This window comes from Holdemania sp. 1001302B_160321_E10, from assembly GCF_015552275.1.
GTDB lineage: Bacteria > Bacillota_I > Bacilli_A > Erysipelotrichales > Erysipelotrichaceae > Holdemania.
The window spans coordinates 31,329-49,617 of the sequence record NZ_JADNEM010000021.1; the positions used below are offsets into that span (position 1 = coordinate 31,329).

The window sequence follows — 18,289 nt, forward strand, 5'->3', positions numbered from 1 at the left end:
CAGAAAGGATGAGAGAACATGGTTGAAATTTTAGAAGCTCGTGTCCTGAACCCGCAGATCACGTTGCTGAAGTTAAAAGCAGAGCGGATCGCGAAGAAGGTTCAGCCAGGACAGTTTGTGATTCTTCATCAAGATGAAAAAGCAGAAAGGATCCCGTTAACGATTGCGGATTCCGATCCGCAGGAGGGCACGATCACCGTGATCGTACAAGCCGCGGGCGAATCGACGAAGCGGCTGTGTGCCTTAAAGACCGGTGATTCGATTCGCGATGTCGTCGGGCCATTAGGCCAGGCTACTGATTTTGGCGAAGCACAGAATATCTGCGTGATCGGCGGCGGCGTCGGCTGCGCGATCGCGTATCCAAGTGCGAAAGCCTGCCACCAGCGGGGCGCGCATGTCGATTTGATCGCCGGCTTCAAAAATGAATCGCTGGTTATTTTAAAAGAGGAAATGGCGGCGATCGCGGACGAGTTTACGCTGATCAGCGACGACGGCAGCACCGGAAAGCAGGGCTTTGTCACCGATGCGCTGAAAGAAAAGCTGGAACAGGGAAAGAAATATGATTTAGTCATCGCAATCGGACCGATCATCATGATGAAGATGGTTTGCAAGGTGACGGAAGCGGCCGGCATCAAGACGCTGGTCAGCCTGAATCCGATCATGATCGACGGCACCGGCATGTGCGGCGGATGCCGCGTCACCGTTGGCGGCAAGGTGAAGTTCGCCTGTGTCGACGGCCCGGATTTCGACGGCCATCAGGTTGATTTCGACGAGCTAATGCAGCGTAACCGCACGTATATGGAAGATCATCGCTGTCATCTTGAGGAGGCGAAATAACATGCCGAATATGCAGAATGAAAAAACGCCGATGCCTTTGCAGGAGGGCCTGGTGCGGATTACAAACTTTGAGGAAGTTGCGTTAGGTTATACTGAGGAACAGATGATCAACGAGGCAGATCGTTGTCTGCACTGCGTCAATCATCCATGCACAGCGGGCTGCCCGGTTTCCGTCATGATTCCGGATTTTATTCAGGCGCTGAAGCAGGGCAAGATCGACGAGGCTTACGGCATCATTACCAAGACCAACAGTTTCCCGACAATCTGCGGGCGCGTCTGTCCGCAGGAAAACCAGTGTGAAAAGAACTGTGTCCGCGGAATCCGCGGGGAAGCCGTGGCGATCGGCCGGCTGGAACGCTATGTCGCCGATCATCACACGCCAGTCTATCCGGAAAAGCCGCAGCCCAACGGAATGAAGGTTGCGATTGTCGGCTCCGGTCCGGCCGGACTGGCCTGTGCGGCGGATTTGGCGAAGGAAGGTTTTGCGGTGACGATCTATGAAGCTTTGCATGAGGCGGGCGGCGTCTTGCGCTACGGTATTCCGGAATTTCGTCTGCCGAAGCGAATCGTCGACGAACAGCTCGATCAACTGAAACACCTGGGCGTTGCGATTGAAACCAACGTCATTATCGGCAAGACCTTGACGATGCAGGAGTTGGAAGACGAAGGCTTCCAGGCGGTCTTTATCGGCAGCGGCGCCGGTCTGCCGAAGTTCATGGGCATTCCGGGAGAAACAGCGGCCGGGGTCTTCAGCGCTAACGAAGTGCTGACCCGCGTCAATCTGATGAAGGCTTATCGCGAGGATCATCTGACGCCGTATTATCAAAGCAATCACACGATCGTCGTGGGCGGCGGCAACGTCGCGATGGATGCCGCACGCTGCGCCCGCCGGCTGGGGAAGAAAGTCACAATCGTCTACCGCCGGTCGCTGGCGGAAATGCCGGCGCGCAAGGAAGAAGTCGAACATGCGATGGACGAGGACATCACGTTTATGACGCTGCACAATCCGGTTGAAATCTACAAGGATGAGAAAGGCTTCGTCAAAGGCGTGAAGCTGGAGAAGATGGAGCTGGGCGAACCGGATGAGCGCGGCCGGCGTTCACCGGTACCGACCGGAGAAATGATCGATTTGGTCTGCGACTGCGTGATCATGGCTTTAGGCACATCCAGCAATCCGCTGCTTGTCCGCAGTGAACCTCGTTTACAGACCAATGCCCGCGGGTGTCTGGTTGTGAACGAAGAACAGGAAACAACCATGAAGAACGTCTACGCTGGCGGCGACGCGGTCAGCGGCGCGGCAACGGTCATCCTGGCGTTAGGCGCGGGGAAGAAAGCGGCCGCCTCGATCATCAAGGCGCTGACGCCGAATAAAGCGTAATACAAAAGTCTTGGAGAGCTGCGCAGGTTGAGAGAAGCGCAGCTTTTCTCATTTTTTAAAACAAGCAAGGAGGAAACAAAATGCTTCCTTATCGAACAATGCTTTTTGATTTTGATTATACGCTGGGCGATTCCAGCCGTGGAATTGTGATGAGCGTCAACGCTGCACTGACGGCTCTGAACTATCCCCTGCCGAAACCGAAAGACATTCGCCAGACGATCGGGTTATCGCTGAACGAGATGTTCATCCGGTTAACCGGATGTCCTGACTTGAAGCAGGCCGCTCGTTTCACACAGCTTTTTAGAGCGAAGGCCGACGCGGTGATGGTGGGGCAGACGGATCTGTACCCAGGCGTCAGAGAAATGTTGGAGAAGCTGCAATCGCGTCAAATCCGCACGGGGATCGTCACAACGAAATATCATTACCGAATCGATCAGATTTTAGTCCGCTTTGGCGCTGCTGAGCTGATCAATGCGATCGTGGGCGCGGAGGACGTAAACCAGTCGAAACCGGATCCGCAGGGGATTCTTCTGGCGATGCAGCGGTTGAAAAGTACACCCGAAACAACGCTGTATGTGGGCGACAGTGTCGTCGATGCGTTGGCGGCTCGCCAGGCTGGAGTTGCATTTGCGGCTGTGCTGACCGGCACAACGCCGGCGGAGGCCTTTCAACCTTATCAGCCTCGCGCACTGCTGCGGGGAAGTTCGGAAATCCTGACGATGATCGAAAGTGTCTGACTGGAGAAGAATCGTGAATAGCCTTGACGATTATTTTTGTGAATGAGAGAGAAACAACCTCATGGATCATAAAAAAACTGCCTAGAAGGGAATCTGAGCAGGATTGACTAAATTCAGGAACATTCGTCAAAAAGAAGAAGGCGCATACCTTCAGGTATTATCGGCAGGAATTCCTGATTGTACCTGAAAATGCAGCGTGACCCGCAGAATTTCACTCTCGGTACCGAGGCGGAACGGTAATCCCCAGGCGCCCATACCGCTGGTGACCAGTGCTTGCGGCTGGGTGTCGCAGCGGCCGGCGACGCACGGATAAGCCAGTCTGACTACCAGTGCGAACGGCGCGACCTGTCCTGCATGGGTATGGCCGGAAACCTGTAAAAGCACGGCCGGGTTTTTCTCTTTCAGCTTGGGCTGATGATCGACGACGATCCAGTCGGCGTTCGACTTGCCGATCAAATCGTTTAACGCCAGGCGCGGCTGTGAGCGGTCCTGACGGAATAACAGCTGAAGATGCTCGTCAATCGCGATGGTTTGATCGCGAAGCAGCACGATCCGGCTGGCCTGAATTTGTTGGAAATACGCTTCATAGCGGCGTTGGTGGTATTCGTGATTGCCTGCCGCCATATAAACCATTTCCAGTTGAGAATGATTGACGGCGTCGAGGAATTGCTGCAGCTGTTGCGGCGTTGTGTATTCGTCGAACAGATCGCCGGCGATGATCACCGGCTGCTCCGGCGTTTGTTCCAGGATGCGGATTAAGGAGTTGATTTCCTTCGTGTTGACGGAGGTTCCCAAATGCAAATCCGAGATTACGGTGAACTGCAGTTCGTCATGCGGAAACCGTGAGCTCAGCGTGAGCTGGGTATCGTGAACGGCAAGCGTATGCGCCTGCCGCCATCCTGTGACGCTGATTCCGCCGCTCAGCAGGACGCTGAGACTCAGCCAGCAGAGCAGCCAGGTTCGCGTGCCGGTGGGCCGCAGCTGAAAAAGCAGCAGAAGCAGCGTGGAAACTGCCAGGAAAACTAACATGCCCAAGGCCAGGGCCTGAACGAATTGTGTAGAGCCCAGCGGTAAGGGCATGAACCGGACGATGAATATCAGCACCGCGATTCCGTCAAAAATCTGGATTTTTTTACGAATGCCGGATGCAACATGACTGCGCTCGAGCAGATGCTGCTGAGCGGCCAGACCCGCCAGAATTCCGGCCAAGACCAGAATTAATATCAATTTAAGCAACATAGTCTCACTTCCTATTCATTAGGATACCAGAGAAAACGAAAAATCAGCGTCAGAAAAAATAAAGAATTACGAAAACCGGCTTCAAAGAAGACCGGGACTAACTTGAGAGAATCAACTGAATGAAAATTGTTTCAGGAAGAAATTGAAAAAAGATCATCAAGAAGTCCAGGAAACTGGGGAAAAGACTTTAAAAGACCTGCGTTTTTTTCTATAATGAAAATCAGAATTGGAGTTGAAATCATGAAAATACTCGATTTGCGCAGCGACACGGTTACGCAGCCGACGCCTGAGATGCGGGAAGCGATCGCTTCCGCACTGGTCGGCGACGATGTGTATGGCGACGATCCGACGGTCAACGAGCTGGAGCGTCAGGCTGCCGAGCGTTTAGGCAAGGAAGCGGCATTGTTTGTTTCCAGCGGAACGATGGGGAATCTGTTAGGTGTTCAGTCGCAGACCCAGCGTGGGGATGAAGTGATCCTCGGAGCGCGGAGCCACATCATCACCCATGAAGTCGGCCATCTCGCTCAAATCTGTCAATGTATGGGGCGGACGATCGACAACCCGGACGACCGGATTTATCCAGACGATATCCGTCAGGCGATCCGGTCGGATGACATTCACGAACCGCCGACAACGCTGCTCTGTCTGGAAAACGCGTTGTCCAACGGCACAGTGGTGCCGTTGGAGATCATGCGGCAGGATTATGCCGCGGCGAAGGAAGCCGGACTCAACGTCCATCTGGACGGCGCACGATTGTTTAACGCAGCGACGGCGCTGGGCGTTAATGCGGCAGAGCTGGCTGCCTGTGCGGATTCCGTGACGTTCTGCCTGTCCAAAGGACTGTGCGCGCCGGTCGGTTCAATGTTATGCGGAACGAAGGAATTCATCGCCCGCGCGCGGCGCAACCGCAAGCGGATCGGCGGCGGTTTGCGTCAGGCGGGATTTCTGGCCGCGGCCGGATTGATCGCGATGAATCAAATGAGCCTGCGGCTGGGCGAGGATCACGCCAATGCGAAAACACTGGCGGCGATGCTGGAGGAGCTGGACGGCGTTGCGGTGGCGAAGGATCAGCTGGATATCAATATGGTCTTTCTGACGCTGAATGGTCTGGCCGCGCCGGAACGGTTTGTCGATGCGTTAAAGGAACAGGGGATTTTAATCAACGGTGCGGATCACGGCGTTTACCGGCTGGTCACGCACTGGGGAATTGAGACCGCGGATCTGCCGCGGATTGCCGCAGCGATCGACCGCTGCAGAAAGGAACTGTAATGGACTATAAAACACGCCGAACCCGCGTCATGGAGACGATGCCGCAGGGTTCCCTGGCATTATTCTTTTCCGGCAAAGCGCCGGTTCGTTCGCTGGACGAGGCCTATCCGTTTTCGGTCAACCGCAATTTCTACTATCTGACCGGCTTGGATCGGGAAGCGATGACGCTGGCGCTGATTAAAAACGGCGATTACGTTCAGTCGGTGCTGTTTATCGAGCCGTTTGATCCGGAACAGGCCCGCTGGGTCGGCGGCCGGATGAAACCGGAGGAAGCGCAGCAGCAGGCCGATGTCGACGCTGTGTATCCGAATGCGGAAATGCTGGATTTCATCCATCGTCAGATGAAGCTGAACCGCGGCAACCGCCGCATGAGCGTCGGGCTGGATCTGGCGAAGGAGAGCTGGGAGGAACCGGACGATCCGGCCTATCGGTTTGCCAGTCATGTGCGGCAGCATTATCCCAGCGTCGATCTGATCAACGTCCACGCGTCCCTGGCCCAGCTGCGGATGATCAAGGACGAGGATGAACTGAATCTGATGCGGCAGGCGCAGGAAGCGACGATCACCGCCGTCAAGGTGATGATGCGGCATTGCGCGCCGGGCATCAATGAAACCGAGCTGGAAGGGGTCTTTGACTTCGCATTAATGAAGCAGGGAGTGCGCGAGCATGCGTTCCCGACGATCTGCGCTTCGGGCGCTAATGCGACGACGCTGCATTACAGCCGCAATGACGAAGTGATCGAAGATGGCAGTCTGGTGCTGTGCGACCTGGGCGGTGCGGTCGGTCATTACTGTGCCGATATCACGCGCACCTATCCGGCTAACGGCCATTTCACAGAGCGCCAGAAACAGATTTATGATATCGTGCTGGAAGGTCAGCGGCGGGTGATCGCCGCCATCCGGCCGGGACGCACGCTGCGGCAGCTGAACCAGGTGCTGGTCGATTTTTACAGCGAACAGCTCGCCGCGATCGGTCTGTTGGATCACGGCATGACCGTGCGGGATTACTACTTCCACAGTGTGTCGCACCATCTGGGTCTGGATACTCACGACGTCAACATTGCGAATCTGCCGCTGGCAGCGGGGATGGTGATCACCGTGGAGCCGGGACTGTACCTGGAAGCGGAGGGGATCGGCATCCGGATCGAGGACGATGTGCTCGTCAGCGAAACCGGGGCGGTCAACTTAAGTGAAAAGCTGCCGCATACGACGGAAGAAATAGAAATGTTCATGAACAAGGGGGAATAAACAATGGACAAACTTCAACGTGATGAATTTTACAACTACCGCTTTTTATCCAATCTGACTGTATCGCCGGAAAAAACGGCGGCGGCTGTGACGGTCTGGCAGGCGGATCCCAAAAACAACGGCTACACAAGCAACATCTGGGTCCGCAAGGATCAGGGTTTTGCGCAGCTGACGGCGATGGATAAGGAAAGCAGCTTTATCTTTGACGATGAAACGACGATCCTGTTTGCGGCCAGCCGCGACAGCCAGGACAAGAAGAAGGCGGAAGCCGGCGAGCCGTATACCGCGTATTACCGGATTTCATTAACCGGCGGGGAAGCGGTCAAGGCCTTTACGGTACCGTTAAAGGCGATCGGGATCTGGAAGCTGGACGCCGATCTGTATCTGATCAAAGCCCGCACGGATGCCGGGATCGGCGATTTTGCGGCGATGAGCGAAGAACAGCGTGAACAGGTTTTGAAGGCGAAGAAAGACAACGTCGATTATGAAGTTTTCGATGAAATTCCGTTCTGGTCCAACGGCGGCGGATTTACGAACAAGCTGCGGAACACGTTGTATGTCGTCGATGCGAAGGCGAAGACCTGCACGCCGATTACCGCACCGCTGTTTATGACCGGCAATGTCGATGTGAAGGAGGGCAAGGTGCTGTATACCGGCGAGGAATATACAAGCCGACCGCAGCACAAGGCTTCCGTCTATCTGTATGACGTGAAAGCCAAGACGACGGAATGCATTTATGATAAAAAAGAATATTCGATTCACGAAGCTGCGTTTTTCGGTGAGGCCATCGTGCTGGCGGCTGCGACGACAACCCGCCATGGCAATAACGAAAACCCGTATCTTTATAAGCTTGATCCAGTGAGCCATGATGTGACGCTGTGGGCGCCATACGAGTACAGCATGGGCTCCTCGGTCGGCTCCGACTGCCGTTATGGCGGCGGCTGCGGTTTTGCGGCGGATGAGAAAGCGCTGTATTTCTTGACGACACGCGAGGACAGCTCACATTTGTATAAGATGGGCGCCTGCGGCTGCATTCAGCCGGTGATCGAGCTGACCGGCTCTGTCGATCATTTCGCGCTGGCCGACGGTAAGATTCTGTTTGCGGGCATGCTGGGGCAGAAGCTGCAGGAAATCTATGAGTACGATCCGGAAACCAAGACGACCACTCAGATTTCCGACTTCAACGAAGCGGTGTTAACGAATAAGTATGTCGCGGTTCCGCAGCGGTTAAGCGTCGAGTCGGAAGGCACGACGATCAACGGCTGGGTGCTGCTGCCGAAGGATTATGATGAAACGAAGCGCTATCCGGCAATCCTGGATATCCATGGCGGACCGAAGACAGTGTATGGCGAGGTCTTCTATCATGAGATGCAGGTCTGGGCGAACGAAGGCTATTTTGTCTTCTTCTGCAACCCGATCGGCTCCGACGGCCGCGATAATGAATTCGCGGATCTGCGCGGCAAATACGGCACCTGTGATTACAACAACATCATGGATTTCACAGATGCGGTGCTTAAGCAGTACCCGGCGATCGACGCGCAGCGTGTCGGCGTAACCGGCGGCAGCTACGGCGGATTCATGACCAACTGGATCATTGGCCATACTTCGCGCTTTGCGGCCGCGGCCTCCCAGCGCAGCATCGCCAACTGGATTTCGTTCTACGGTGTTTCCGATATCGGCATGACCTTCGGACCGGACCAGCAGGGCGGCAATATCTACGACGATACGGAAAAGTTGTGGTGGCATTCCCCAGTCAAGTATGCGCGCGCCTGCACGACGCCGACGCTGTTTATTCATTCGGATGAAGACTACCGCTGTCCGATGGCGGAAGGCTTGCAGATGTACACCGCTCTGGTCGATCTGGGCGTCGAGTCCAAGCTCGTGTATTTCAAGGGCGAAAACCATGAATTGAGCCGGTCCGGCAAACCGCTGCACCGGATGAGAAGATTGAACGAGATCACCGACTGGATGCAGTCGCATTTAAAATAAACCAGTAAAGAATAATGAGACGATACCGTTTAGCGCGGTATCGTTCTTGTATTCCGTGTTCCCGCACAAGTCCGAAGCGGGATCACAGATTTCAGGCGAGGTTGACGATTTTTATGCTGCGGGTTTAGAAATAGGGTAAAACAGGACTTTGAAATAAAAAAAGGAGCGCCATGACAGGTTTGATCCTGTTGTTTCAGGGCGTTCCTTTTTTTGTTATTCCTCTGGATTTTCAACGGGTTGATCCTGTGGGACATCGCCGCCTCCAGGGTTTTCATCACTGCCATTTTCCTCTGAATCCGCGCCGTCATTTACAGGTTCCTCGTCGGGCGCTGCAGTCGGCTTCGGTTCGGTGTGTTCCAGACGGTAGACGACGATTTCGGCAGGGGAGAACAGGCGCACGTCCATGCGGGTGGTGCCGGTGCCGTTGCTGACGTCAAGAAGAATGTCGTCAACCTGATGCTTGCCGCGGTAATATATCTCGGCATAATTCGCCCGGTAAAAGGTACCCAGCAGCGGAATGTAAACCTGACCGCCATGGCTGTGGCCGGCTAGCATTAAATCCGTCTGATCCTGCGGCAGCCGCAGCACGGTATCCGGCGTATGGCACAGGGCGATCGTGAAGCTGTCCGGAGAGATGTTCTGGTATGCCGCTTCCGGATCCGGATTGCCCAGCATCTCGCTTTCCAAACCGACTAACGAGATCGACTGAGTGCCGCGGTTGCGGATTTTCACGGACTGATTGTTCAAGACTTCAAAACCCGCTTCAAATAACAAGTGGCTGACCATTTCCCCGCTGCTCTGCGATTCCAGATCATGGTTGCCCAGCACCGCGAATTTTCCCAGCGGCGCTTTCAACCGCGATAAAGCGTTGCGGATCGTATCCATCGCCTGATCGTCAGGCCATTGGTTGGCAGGGTGATCGAACAGGTCGCCGCCGAACAGAATGACATCCGCGCCGACGCTGTCAATTTTCTCGATCAGCGCTTCCAGCCGTGAATCGTCGACAAAGGCGTTATAATGCACATCGGAAAAAAATAAAATCTGAAGACCGCTCAGGGCTTCCGGAATCTTTTCTGAACGGATCGTTTCCGTCCGGATCCGCACCCGCTTCGGCGCGATTTCCGTGGCATCTAAATAAAGCACGCCCGCGCCAGCGATCAGAAGCAGCACGATCAAGGTTATTTTCAGGATTTTCTTCATGAGAACTCCTTTCGTCCTTCTATTTTATCATAAGCGGCCCTCAAAAAGAATCGCGAAATCAGCGGAATTCACAGACCGGTGATGAATGACGGACGCTCAGCCTGGGAACACTAAGCACGAGGTGGACTATGAAGAAAAAATCAACTGCCGTCCGTTTTAACGGGCTGTTTCTGTTTTCGTATGCGGCCGGCGCAATCGGCACGACCCAGACGATTCCCTATCTGGTCTCGATGGGCTTTGAAGGCACGCAGAAGGGGATTATCCTGTCCGGGATGGCGATCTCGACACTCGTCACGCAATTTCTGTTCGGCTATCTGTCGGATAAATTCAAGGGCTGCCGCTGGTTTTTCCTGATCAGCTTCGGCGTTTTTTTCATCGGCGACGTCGTGCTGTTCGGCTTCCGCTGGCCGCAGTTCTGGTACCTGTTGGCGATGATCTCGCTGACCGGCGGCATTGCCCGGACGTGGCAGGGATTAGAAGATACGTGGGTGCTGCAGATCGATGAAACCAAGCCGGTATACAGCCGGATCCATGCCTGGGGTGCATTTGGCTGGGCGATCGGCAGCTGGGCTGCGGCGATTTTATTAAACTGGCTGGATTTCCCGGTCATCGCCGTACTTGTGTTTCTGACCAGCTGCGCGACGCTGTACTTCGCGTGGAAGCAACAGGATGCTCAGCGTGCCAGCGGCAAGGTCGTCAAGGTAGCGGACTTAAAGGAACTGGTAAAAAATAAAGCCTATATCCTGTTGGTGCTGATTCTGCTCGTCCTGTTTGGGATGGGGACGGCGGACATGTATATCGTCGTCGACAAGGTGATGGCGATCGGGGGAACCAGCTTTCATGTCGGAGCGAAGTGGGGCCTGCAGTCGCTGATGGAAATTCCGATTCTGTTAGTCGGGGACAAGCTGATGAAGAAATACGATCCAGCCAACCTGATGCTGGGGGCTTCCGTTCTGTTCGGCGTGCGCTTTGTCGTTTACAGCCTGATTCAGAATCCGTGGTGGATGATCGCCGCGGCGGTCTTCCAGATGGTCACGTTTCCGATCATCATTATCAGCTCCAAGCTGATGATTGACGAAATCATTTCGGAAAAGCTCAAATCCAGCGGTCAGATGGCGGCGATGAGCGTGTATATGGGCTTGTCGTTATTGATCATGCCCGTGTTTTGCAGCTGGCTGTCCGAGGCGATCGGATGCGATCCGGCGCTGCTTGTCGTCGCCGGATTTGCGGCGCCTGCGATCGTTTTGATTTTGATGTTTAAAAAAGCCCGCGGACCACTTCAAAAAAAATCCCAGAATTCGATTTGCCGGTGAATGACCGGCTTTTCTTTTACTTGAAAGCGATTTGGCTTTGTGTTACGCTATCGCAGGGTAAAGAAAAGGAGCCAAAGACGATGACAAAAAAATGCTACCTGTTGGATCTGGACGGCACGATGTACCGCGGAACGGCGATCATCGAGGGCGCGAAGGTCTTTATTGATTACTGTTTGAAGGAACAGCTGCCGTTCTTGTTTCTAACGAATAATTCCGGACGCACGCCGCGCCAGGCTGCGGATCACATGCTGAAGATCGGCTATCAGGGAATTGAGCCGAAGCATTTCTACACCTCGGCGATGGCGGCGAGCGATACGATGATCCGGCGGTTTCCCGACAAGAAGCGGGCGTACATGGTCGGGGATGAAGGGCTGCGTGAAGCGCTGCAGAACAATGGCTATGAGCTGGTGAACGACCAGGCTGATCTGGTGTTTATCGGCCTGGATAAGGAAGGAACCTGGGAGAAGTATTCACTGGCGCTGCGGCAGGTGCTGGCCGGGGCAATTCTGGTTGGTACCAACAACGATCGGATCTTGCTCAGCGAAGCGGGAGCCAACTGCGGCAATGGATCGACGGTGGCGCTGATGGAATATGCCAGCTCGCGCGAGGCGGTCAAGATAGGCAAACCGCATGCCGCGATCATCGAAGGCGCACTGGCCTATCTGGGCTTGGGCAAAGATGAGGTGGTGATCGTCGGTGATAACATGGAAACGGATATTCTGTGCGGCGTTCAGGCGGGAATTGAAACGATTTTAGTGACGACAGGCGTGCATGACCGGCAGGCGGCTGCGGCATATTCCTTCGCTCCGGATCATATAATTGAAGACCTGAGGGAACTCATGGACTAAGGAGGAGGATGCCTATCGGCACGCTGGAAGCAATTCGACAAGGCGGGCTGGTTCTCTACGCCTGTCTTAAGGCGTTTCTGCCGCTGCCGTCGCTGGAGGTGGTGCTGATTCCGCTGATTCTTAAAAATCCGGACGGCTGGCTGCTGTACGCGATGGAAGGGGCCCTCGGCACGGCAATCGGCGGCTGGATCGGCTATCAGATCGCAAGGCGGGCCCAGCAGGCCGTGCTGCGCAAATTTGCCAGCGAGCAGGAGATCGCATCAGGCCGGCAGCTGATGGATCGCTACGGCGTGCTGGCGGTGTTTATCGGCGGCGTCACCCCGATTCCGGATTTTTTGCTGGCCTATCTGGCCGGCATGACGCAGATGGCCCTGATTCCATTTCTGCTCAGCGACGGCACAGCACGGTTATTGCGGAGCGTGCTTGTCGGCTGGTGTATCCGGACGCTGGGCTATGTCGTCGATATCGAGCGCTGGGGCACGGTGATTTCATTAGTCATGGTCGCATGGCTGTTATTGCGCTGGGCGCGCAGCGACGGATGAAGCCAAGAAAAAAGGCCTCCGTTCCAAAGGGCCTTTTTCCTTGTTTATAAGGGGATAGAATGTTTCTGTACGATAATTTTTTTAAAGGGGATATTATGTTAGTTCGTAGGAGAAGAGGTTATCGTACAGGCAAGAGGTCTTCTCGCTCTTGCTGAATATAATATACCAGAGAAGTATAGGCGAAATATGTCGAAATTGTGTTAAAATGTGTGATTTTCTTAAAAACTTTGATTATAATGAAACAGGAACATAGAAATGAGGAAAGAGAATGAAGAAACCCATGATTGCCCTGACTGCCCGGATCGGTGATTTCCAGGGACAGAACCGGATTTTTGATAATCAGACATACTTTGACGCGGTCGCGCTGGGCGGCGGTATTCCGGTGCTTGTGAATTACGGCAGCGACGAGGATTATGAGGCGATTGCCGAACGTTTCGACGGATTGTTAGTGACCGGCGGCGAGGACCTGGATCCGGCGTTATTCCATCAGAGCGCTCATCCATCCGTCGAGCTTACCGATCCGCGCATGGACACGCTGGATCTTGAGCTGATCCGGCGCTTCGCGGCGAAAGGAAAACCAATCTTAGGCATCTGCAGGGGCATCCAAAGCATCAACGTGGTGTTCGGCGGCACGCTGATTCAGGATCTCAACACCCAGTATCCGGCCATGCGTCCTGCCGGACACCAACAGCACAAAGCCGAGCCGAAGCCGGCGATGGATGCGCCGTTTCATGACAATACCTTTGTGGAGGGGACGCTGCTGTATGAACTGTTCGGTCCGCGGCATGCGGTCAACAGCTTCCACCATCAGAATATCGACAGGGTTGCCGACGGCTTCGTCGTTTCTTCCTGGAGCGAGGACGGACTGGCGGAAGCGATAGAAAAGGACAAAATTCTGGCCGTGCAGTGGCATCCGGAACGCTTAACGGCGGATCCAGGCCACCGTGCAATCTTTGAAACATTTGTTCGCCAATGCCGGAAATAAAATTAGACAAATTCCGTAAAGTGTCTACAAAAACCGTTTAGTTAAGCCTTTTTTTAGAATTTGTATTGACAAGAAACCATAAATTCAGTAATATTCTATCAGGTCATAGGACCTGGATTGATTCATCTGTTATTGTTTTTCCCCCACCCATTCAAACAATAATAGATCCCCCCCAAGAGATAGAATCAATTCTGATAAGAGGACATCTTCGGATGTTCTTTTTTTGATTTCTTCTGGTTTTTTGAATCGCAAGTCTGTTATGTCCGGCGCTGAGGTTCTCAGATTTCATCGAGAAAAACAAGGTTGTTTGGATGAACATTTTCATTTGTCTTAGATGGGAGAAGGAGGAAAGCTTATGGCATGCTTAGGTATTTTTGAAGATACCGTAGATCCCGATCAGCCGATTCTCACGCTGCGGAAAACCGCACGCGTATTTGTGATCAATCCGCAGGGGCGGATCGGGATGATTCATGTGTTGGGACAAGATGAATTCGGCCTGCGCGATCATCTGGAAAGCTGCGGCGGCGGGATTGAGAATGGGGAGAGTGCGAGTCAGGCCGCCGTCCGGGAAGCGCGGGAGGAATTGGGCGCGGTGCTGACGGATTGGATCGAACTGGGCTGGATAGAAGACGAATATCATCGGCTGCAGCGGCGTAATCACAGCACGTTCTTCGTCGCGCATTGTGAAGCGGGATTGCATCCCCGCGCGTTGACGGTCAGGGAACGGCAGATGATGGCGGAGCCGGTGTGGCTGTGTCCGGAAGAAGTGGAACGGCGGCTGAATCCGGCAAACAATCAGGGCATCGGACTGTTGATCGCCCGGCGGGATTTCTGCGCCTGGCAGGAAGCGGTGCGCCGTCGTCAGATCCCTTAAGAAAAAGAATCCTCAGATGGGGATTCTTTTTGAAAGATCAGTTTATCTGTTTGCGTTTCTTATTTCATGCTTTTTCTGACGGTCAGCTCCGGCGCAGGTAGTACAGAATCGGCGCTGCCGGCCGGCCGTCGGTATAGGACCGCACGCTCCAGGCTGAGCCTAGTTGCTCGATCCAGCCGACGACGGCCTGCCATTCTTCCATGCCGCCCGCATGGCCGCGGTAACAGGCCAGCGCCAACAAGCCATCCGGCGTCAGATGCGATATGGCGGCGTCCAGTGCCGGCAGGGTTGTTTTAGGCGTCGTGATCAGCGGGCTGGAAGAATAGGGGAGATACCCCAGGTTAAAGACAATGATCTGGGCCGGCTGCGTCAGCCAACGCGCCAGTTCGGCATGATCGGCCTGAATGACCGTCACGTTGGCGAAGCCGGCGGTTTTTTTCTGCGTTTTCCTCACCGCTTCGAGCTGGATGTCCAGCGCCAGCACATTGTCGGCCAGACCGGCGAGGAAAACGGTGTCGTTGCCTCCGCCGCAGGTGGCGTCGACGGCCAGGTTGACATGCTCGAATGTTTCCCGGATCCAGCGGTGATTGACCGTATTGATATTCTCAGCCATGCGCTGCCCGCTTGCCCTGCCATGTCTTCTCCCGGGCCATAAGCTTGTCGATCTCGTTGAGGACAATCGTCTTCTTTTGAGTCCACTGCGGTGCGATCAGCGCATCCGAGGCGCCGTCCCCAGTCAGCCGCTGAATGATGATTTCCGGTCTTAACAATTCCAGCTGGCGCACGACAAGACTGACGTATTCCTCGCGCGACAACAGCGGGAAGGGCTGTTCGGCATAGCTGCGGGCCAGCTGCGTATCCCGCATTAAATGAAGCATGTGAAGCTTGACGGCATGGATGGGCAGCAGGTTGATCTGCCGCACGGTTTCCAGCATCATTTCTTCATCTTCACCCGGCAGACCGTCGATCAGATGAACACAGATTTTTAACGGGGTCAACGCCAGGCGCTGAACGGTTTCGACCACCTCGGCATAACTGTGACCGCGGTTGATCGTCTGCGCGGTGGCGTCGTGAACGCTCTGCACGCCCAGCTCCAGCCAGATTTCCTTGCTTGCGCAGCAGGATGCCAGCCAGGCGATCTTTTCCGGTTCCAGGCAGTCGGCGCGGGTCGCGATCGCAATCGCCGCGACTTCCGGGCGGTCTAAAAAGGGTTTCACACAGGCCTGAATTTTAGAGAGCGGACCATAGGTGTTGGTATAGGCTTGAAAATAGGGAATAAAGTCGGCGTCCGGCCATTTATGGCGCATGACGGCCTGGCCTTTGATATACTGTTCTAATAGTGGTTCAGCCCGGTCTCCGGCAAATTCCCCGCTGCCTGAGCTGGTGCAGAACGTACAGCCGCCATAGCCGCGGGTGCCGTCGCGATTGGGGCAGGTGAACCCACCGTCCAACGGAACTTTGGCGATTTTTTTGCCAAAACGATGGCGCAGATAATAATTCCAGGTATGATAACGTTTGTTATCATCGGAAAACGGGAACGGATTAACGGACTTCATGGGCTTCTCCTAACGGGATGTGTTTCAATTCGTCAATCAGCTGGATCAGAAGCTGGCTGATCGCCTCGAGCATCGCTTCGCCCCACGAAGCGGAAGCCGTAGCCGGCTGATCAGGCCCGGTCCAGCCGTTGTCGCAGATCGCGGCGATGGGTTGGGGCATCGTCAGCGTTACCCCCTTGAACTGAACGGTTTTAAAGCCGGTTGTCGTGATGTTCTCACTGAGCGGCTTCAGCGTGGATTCACGGCAGCGCTCGCGATGGACGGCTTGCGGACAGATCGCAAGCATCGCCGCCGTTTCTTCCCCGCCGCCATGGCCGCCGCCCCAGGCCGGATCGATTTCTTTGGCCATCTGCCACCAGTTGGCGATGATTCCAAGATCGCCCTGGCTGTTCAATTTCAAAGCGACCTGTTCCAGCGCCGGCAGGTTACCGCCGTGGCCGTTCAGAAACAGAAACCGCCGCGCGCCGTGAGTCCGCATACTGTCGACGATCTCCTGCAGGACACGCCGCAGCGTTTCCGTGCTGAGACTGACGGTGCCGGGAAATCCCCGCAGATAGTCGCATGAGCCAAACGGCAGCGCCGGCAGCACAAGGATTTCCGTCTGCTTTTCAATCCGCTGCGCCAGCGCCTCGGGAACCAGTGTATCAACGCCTAACGGATTGTGGACGCCGTGGCATTCCAGACTGCCAGTGATGATCATCACGCTGTCGTTCGTTTTAAAATAAGCCTGAACGTCAGGCCAGCTTGTTTCAATACTAAACATAAGCGAATCTCTCCTTATCTCTTGATTAGTGTAAGCGATCCGGCTGTTTTTTTCAACTCGGTTGACGATTGCGGCTTCTTTGCGCGCGCAAGAAGCGGTATAATAGAGAAAAGAATGGGGGAGAAACCTGATGAATCGAGACGCGATCTTAAACGCGGCGGTGGACGAACAAGCGCCGCTCATCTGTAAAACTGCGGAAGTGATCTGGAAGCACCCGGAAACGGGCTTTAAGGAATGGAAGACAAGCGCGTATCTGGAACAAATTTTTACCGATCTGGGCTATGAGCTGGTCAAACCGGAGGGGATACCTGGCTTTTACACTGATCTGGACACCGGCCGGCCCGGCCCGAAGCTGTGTCTGATGGGCGAGCTGGATTCTCTGATCTGCGCGGAGCATCCGGATTGTGATCCGGTAACAAAGGCGGTGCATGCCTGCGGCCATCACGCGCAGGCAGCGGGGTTGGTCGGCGCAGCGGCGGCCCTGAAGCAGCCGGGCGTGCTGGACGGGCTGTGCGGCTCCATCCGACTGATGGCGGTGCCGGCGGAGGAGCTGATCGAAGTGGGTTATCGCGAACAGCTGCGCGCCGAAGGCAAGATTGAATTTTTCGGCGGCAAGGTGGAGTTCATGCGTCGCGGTTATTTTAAGGACGTTGATCTGTGCGTGCTGATCCATACCTTCGACGATCCGGGGATGAAGCATGTTTATCAGCTGGCGCGGGGCAACAACGGCTGTATCGTGAAAAACATCACGGTTCATGGTCTGGCCTCGCATGCCGGCGGTTCGCCGGACAAGGGCATCAACGCGCTGTATGCCGCCATGCAGGCGCTGCAGGCGGTCAACGCTCTGCGCGAAACGTTCCGTGACGATGAACATATCCGCTTTCATCCGATCATCACCGAAGGCGGACAGGCGGTCAACGCGATCCCGGAGGAAGTTAAGATTGAAAGCTATGTCCGCGGGGCTTCGTTGGAAGCCATTGATCAGGCCAACCGCCGGATCAACCGCGCGATCGCGGCGTCGGTCGCGGCGATGGGCGCGACGGTCACGCTGCAGGATCGGCCGGGGTATTGTCCGATGCACGACGACGAAGCGATGAACGAAGTTGCGCTGACGGCGATGAAACGGATTGTCAGTGAAGATGAAATTTTGATTCAGACCCATTGGGGAACGGGCTGCACGGACATGGGCGATCTGTCGGCGGTGCTGCCGACGATTCAGCCGGGCTCCAGCGGATCGGTCGGGGCTTATCATGGCAAGGATTTCCAGATTGCCGACGAAGATAAAGCCTATGTCAAACCGGCGAAGGCGCTGGTCTTTATCGCCGATGAGCTGTTAGGCAACAACGCCGAAAAGGCGAACCAGATCGTCGCTCAGTTCAAGCCGCTGTATCCGTCGCAGAAGGCCTATCTGGAGGATGCCCGGCGGCGTTTCCTGGATAAGGAAGCGGTGCGGATGAATGCCGACGGCACGATAACGCTGGACTTTCAAAATGGGGAATAAAGCGAGATGCC

General features: G+C 55.0%; 17 protein-coding genes. 12 read left to right on the forward strand and 5 right to left on the reverse strand.

Translation table 11 applies throughout. The features are described 5' to 3' along the window. The first annotated feature begins 18 nt into the window (after positions 1 to 18). The 3 genes from I2D94_RS12750 (at position 19) to I2D94_RS12760 (ending at position 2,952) form a co-directional block, all read left to right on the forward strand. On the forward strand, positions 19 to 837 hold the full coding sequence (locus tag I2D94_RS12750; protein ID WP_195397147.1) for a sulfide/dihydroorotate dehydrogenase-like FAD/NAD-binding protein: 819 nt from the start codon (positions 19 to 21) through the stop codon (positions 835 to 837). A gap of 1 nt (position 838) precedes the next feature. Next, complete coding sequence (gene gltA, locus I2D94_RS12755) at positions 839 to 2,215, forward strand: NADPH-dependent glutamate synthase (protein WP_195397149.1); 1,377 nt, start codon at positions 839 to 841, stop codon at positions 2,213 to 2,215. Positions 2,216 to 2,295: 80 nt separating this feature from the next. Continuing rightward, on the forward strand, positions 2,296 to 2,952 hold the full coding sequence (locus tag I2D94_RS12760) for an HAD family hydrolase (RefSeq protein WP_195397150.1): 657 nt from the start codon (positions 2,296 to 2,298) through the stop codon (positions 2,950 to 2,952). A gap of 150 nt (positions 2,953 to 3,102) precedes the next feature. Here the strand turns inward: I2D94_RS12760 and I2D94_RS12765 are convergent, their stop codons facing one another. Beyond that, positions 3,103 to 4,191, reverse strand: a complete 1,089-nt coding sequence (locus I2D94_RS12765; RefSeq protein ID WP_195397151.1) for a metallophosphoesterase — start codon at positions 4,189 to 4,191, stop codon at positions 3,103 to 3,105. A gap of 240 nt (positions 4,192 to 4,431) precedes the next feature. On the opposite strand from I2D94_RS12765, the gene ltaE reads away from it, so the two are divergent. From ltaE to I2D94_RS12780, 3 genes are read left to right on the forward strand one after another with little or no spacing between them, the layout of a single operon-like run. Further along, positions 4,432 to 5,460, forward strand: coding sequence for a low-specificity L-threonine aldolase (ltaE, locus tag I2D94_RS12770; protein WP_229056877.1), 1,029 nt, complete (start codon positions 4,432 to 4,434; stop codon positions 5,458 to 5,460). Then, positions 5,460 to 6,707 carry a Xaa-Pro peptidase family protein gene (locus tag I2D94_RS12775; protein ID WP_195397154.1) on the forward strand — a complete coding sequence of 416 codons (1,248 nt, stop codon included), beginning with the start codon at positions 5,460 to 5,462 and terminating at the stop codon, positions 6,705 to 6,707. Before ltaE ends, I2D94_RS12775 begins: the two co-directional genes overlap by 1 nt. 3 nt (positions 6,708 to 6,710) lie before the next feature. Then, complete coding sequence (locus I2D94_RS12780) at positions 6,711 to 8,696, forward strand: S9 family peptidase (RefSeq protein ID WP_195397155.1); 1,986 nt, start codon at positions 6,711 to 6,713, stop codon at positions 8,694 to 8,696. Between the two features lie 213 nt (positions 8,697 to 8,909). On the opposite strand, the gene I2D94_RS12785 is transcribed toward I2D94_RS12780, so the two are convergent. Then, positions 8,910 to 9,896, reverse strand: a complete 987-nt coding sequence (locus tag I2D94_RS12785; protein WP_195397156.1) for a metallophosphoesterase — start codon at positions 9,894 to 9,896, stop codon at positions 8,910 to 8,912. Positions 9,897 to 10,024: 128 nt separating this feature from the next. On the opposite strand from I2D94_RS12785, the gene I2D94_RS12790 reads away from it, so the two are divergent. The 5 genes from I2D94_RS12790 to I2D94_RS12810 all read left to right on the forward strand — a co-directional run bounded on the left by I2D94_RS12790 (position 10,025) and on the right by I2D94_RS12810 (position 14,458). Next, positions 10,025 to 11,209, forward strand: a complete 1,185-nt coding sequence (locus tag I2D94_RS12790) for an MFS transporter (RefSeq protein ID WP_195397157.1) — start codon at positions 10,025 to 10,027, stop codon at positions 11,207 to 11,209. Between the two features lie 80 nt (positions 11,210 to 11,289). Next, positions 11,290 to 12,057 carry an HAD-IIA family hydrolase gene (locus I2D94_RS12795; protein WP_229056878.1) on the forward strand — a complete coding sequence of 256 codons (768 nt, stop codon included), beginning with the start codon at positions 11,290 to 11,292 and terminating at the stop codon, positions 12,055 to 12,057. An 8-nt stretch (positions 12,058 to 12,065) separates the two neighbouring features. Further along, a complete protein-coding gene (locus tag I2D94_RS12800; RefSeq protein ID WP_195397161.1) occupies positions 12,066 to 12,599 on the forward strand; it encodes a YqaA family protein in 534 nt (177 codons plus the stop codon). 268 nt (positions 12,600 to 12,867) lie between these two features. Further along, a complete protein-coding gene (locus I2D94_RS12805) occupies positions 12,868 to 13,584 on the forward strand; it encodes a gamma-glutamyl-gamma-aminobutyrate hydrolase family protein (RefSeq protein WP_195397163.1) in 717 nt (238 codons plus the stop codon). Between the two features lie 355 nt (positions 13,585 to 13,939). Continuing rightward, complete coding sequence (locus tag I2D94_RS12810; protein WP_195397165.1) at positions 13,940 to 14,458, forward strand: NUDIX domain-containing protein; 519 nt, start codon at positions 13,940 to 13,942, stop codon at positions 14,456 to 14,458. An 82-nt stretch (positions 14,459 to 14,540) separates the two neighbouring features. Here the strand turns inward: I2D94_RS12810 and I2D94_RS12815 are convergent, their stop codons facing one another. Genes I2D94_RS12815 through I2D94_RS12825 form a run of 3 tightly spaced genes read right to left on the reverse strand, consistent with a single transcriptional unit; the run spans position 14,541 to position 16,777 of the window. Beyond that, positions 14,541 to 15,071, reverse strand: a complete 531-nt coding sequence (locus I2D94_RS12815) for a class I SAM-dependent methyltransferase (RefSeq protein WP_195397166.1) — start codon at positions 15,069 to 15,071, stop codon at positions 14,541 to 14,543. Then, a complete protein-coding gene (locus I2D94_RS12820) occupies positions 15,064 to 16,014 on the reverse strand; it encodes a TIGR01212 family radical SAM protein (protein WP_195397167.1) in 951 nt (316 codons plus the stop codon). Before I2D94_RS12820 ends, I2D94_RS12815 begins: the two co-directional genes overlap by 8 nt. After that, positions 16,001 to 16,777 (reverse strand): creatininase family protein, encoded by a 777-nt coding sequence (locus I2D94_RS12825; protein WP_195397168.1) that lies wholly within the window; start codon positions 16,775 to 16,777, stop codon positions 16,001 to 16,003. Before I2D94_RS12825 ends, I2D94_RS12820 begins: the two co-directional genes overlap by 14 nt. A 130-nt stretch (positions 16,778 to 16,907) precedes the next feature. Between I2D94_RS12825 and I2D94_RS12830 the strand changes: the two genes are divergently transcribed. Next, on the forward strand, positions 16,908 to 18,278 hold the full coding sequence (locus I2D94_RS12830) for an amidohydrolase (protein WP_195397169.1): 1,371 nt from the start codon (positions 16,908 to 16,910) through the stop codon (positions 18,276 to 18,278). Positions 18,279 to 18,289 lie beyond the last annotated feature (11 nt).

Bases quoted from the DNA above. Each gene is read 5' to 3' on its own strand.
- I2D94_RS12795 (WP_229056878.1), top strand. From the start codon at position 11,290: ATGACAAAAAAATGCTACCTGTTGGATCTGGACGGCACGATGTACCGC.
- gltA (WP_195397149.1), top strand. From the start codon at position 839: ATGCCGAATATGCAGAATGAAAAAACGCCGATGCCTTTGCAGGAGGGC.
- I2D94_RS12750 (WP_195397147.1), top strand. From the start codon at position 19: ATGGTTGAAATTTTAGAAGCTCGTGTCCTGAACCCGCAGATCACGTTG.
- I2D94_RS12820 (WP_195397167.1), bottom strand. From the start codon at position 16,014: ATGAAGTCCGTTAATCCGTTCCCGTTTTCCGATGATAACAAACGTTAT.
- I2D94_RS12760 (WP_195397150.1), top strand. From the start codon at position 2,296: ATGCTTCCTTATCGAACAATGCTTTTTGATTTTGATTATACGCTGGGC.
- I2D94_RS12785 (WP_195397156.1), bottom strand. From the start codon at position 9,896: ATGAAGAAAATCCTGAAAATAACCTTGATCGTGCTGCTTCTGATCGCT.
- I2D94_RS12825 (WP_195397168.1), bottom strand. From the start codon at position 16,777: ATGTTTAGTATTGAAACAAGCTGGCCTGACGTTCAGGCTTATTTTAAA.
- I2D94_RS12815 (WP_195397166.1), bottom strand. From the start codon at position 15,071: ATGGCTGAGAATATCAATACGGTCAATCACCGCTGGATCCGGGAAACA.
- I2D94_RS12810 (WP_195397165.1), top strand. From the start codon at position 13,940: ATGGCATGCTTAGGTATTTTTGAAGATACCGTAGATCCCGATCAGCCG.
- I2D94_RS12775 (WP_195397154.1), top strand. From the start codon at position 5,460: ATGGACTATAAAACACGCCGAACCCGCGTCATGGAGACGATGCCGCAG.
- I2D94_RS12780 (WP_195397155.1), top strand. From the start codon at position 6,711: ATGGACAAACTTCAACGTGATGAATTTTACAACTACCGCTTTTTATCC.
- I2D94_RS12765 (WP_195397151.1), bottom strand. From the start codon at position 4,191: ATGTTGCTTAAATTGATATTAATTCTGGTCTTGGCCGGAATTCTGGCG.
- ltaE (WP_229056877.1), top strand. From the start codon at position 4,432: ATGAAAATACTCGATTTGCGCAGCGACACGGTTACGCAGCCGACGCCT.
- I2D94_RS12805 (WP_195397163.1), top strand. From the start codon at position 12,868: ATGAAGAAACCCATGATTGCCCTGACTGCCCGGATCGGTGATTTCCAG.
- I2D94_RS12790 (WP_195397157.1), top strand. From the start codon at position 10,025: ATGAAGAAAAAATCAACTGCCGTCCGTTTTAACGGGCTGTTTCTGTTT.
- I2D94_RS12830 (WP_195397169.1), top strand. From the start codon at position 16,908: ATGAATCGAGACGCGATCTTAAACGCGGCGGTGGACGAACAAGCGCCG.
- I2D94_RS12800 (WP_195397161.1), top strand. From the start codon at position 12,066: ATGCCTATCGGCACGCTGGAAGCAATTCGACAAGGCGGGCTGGTTCTC.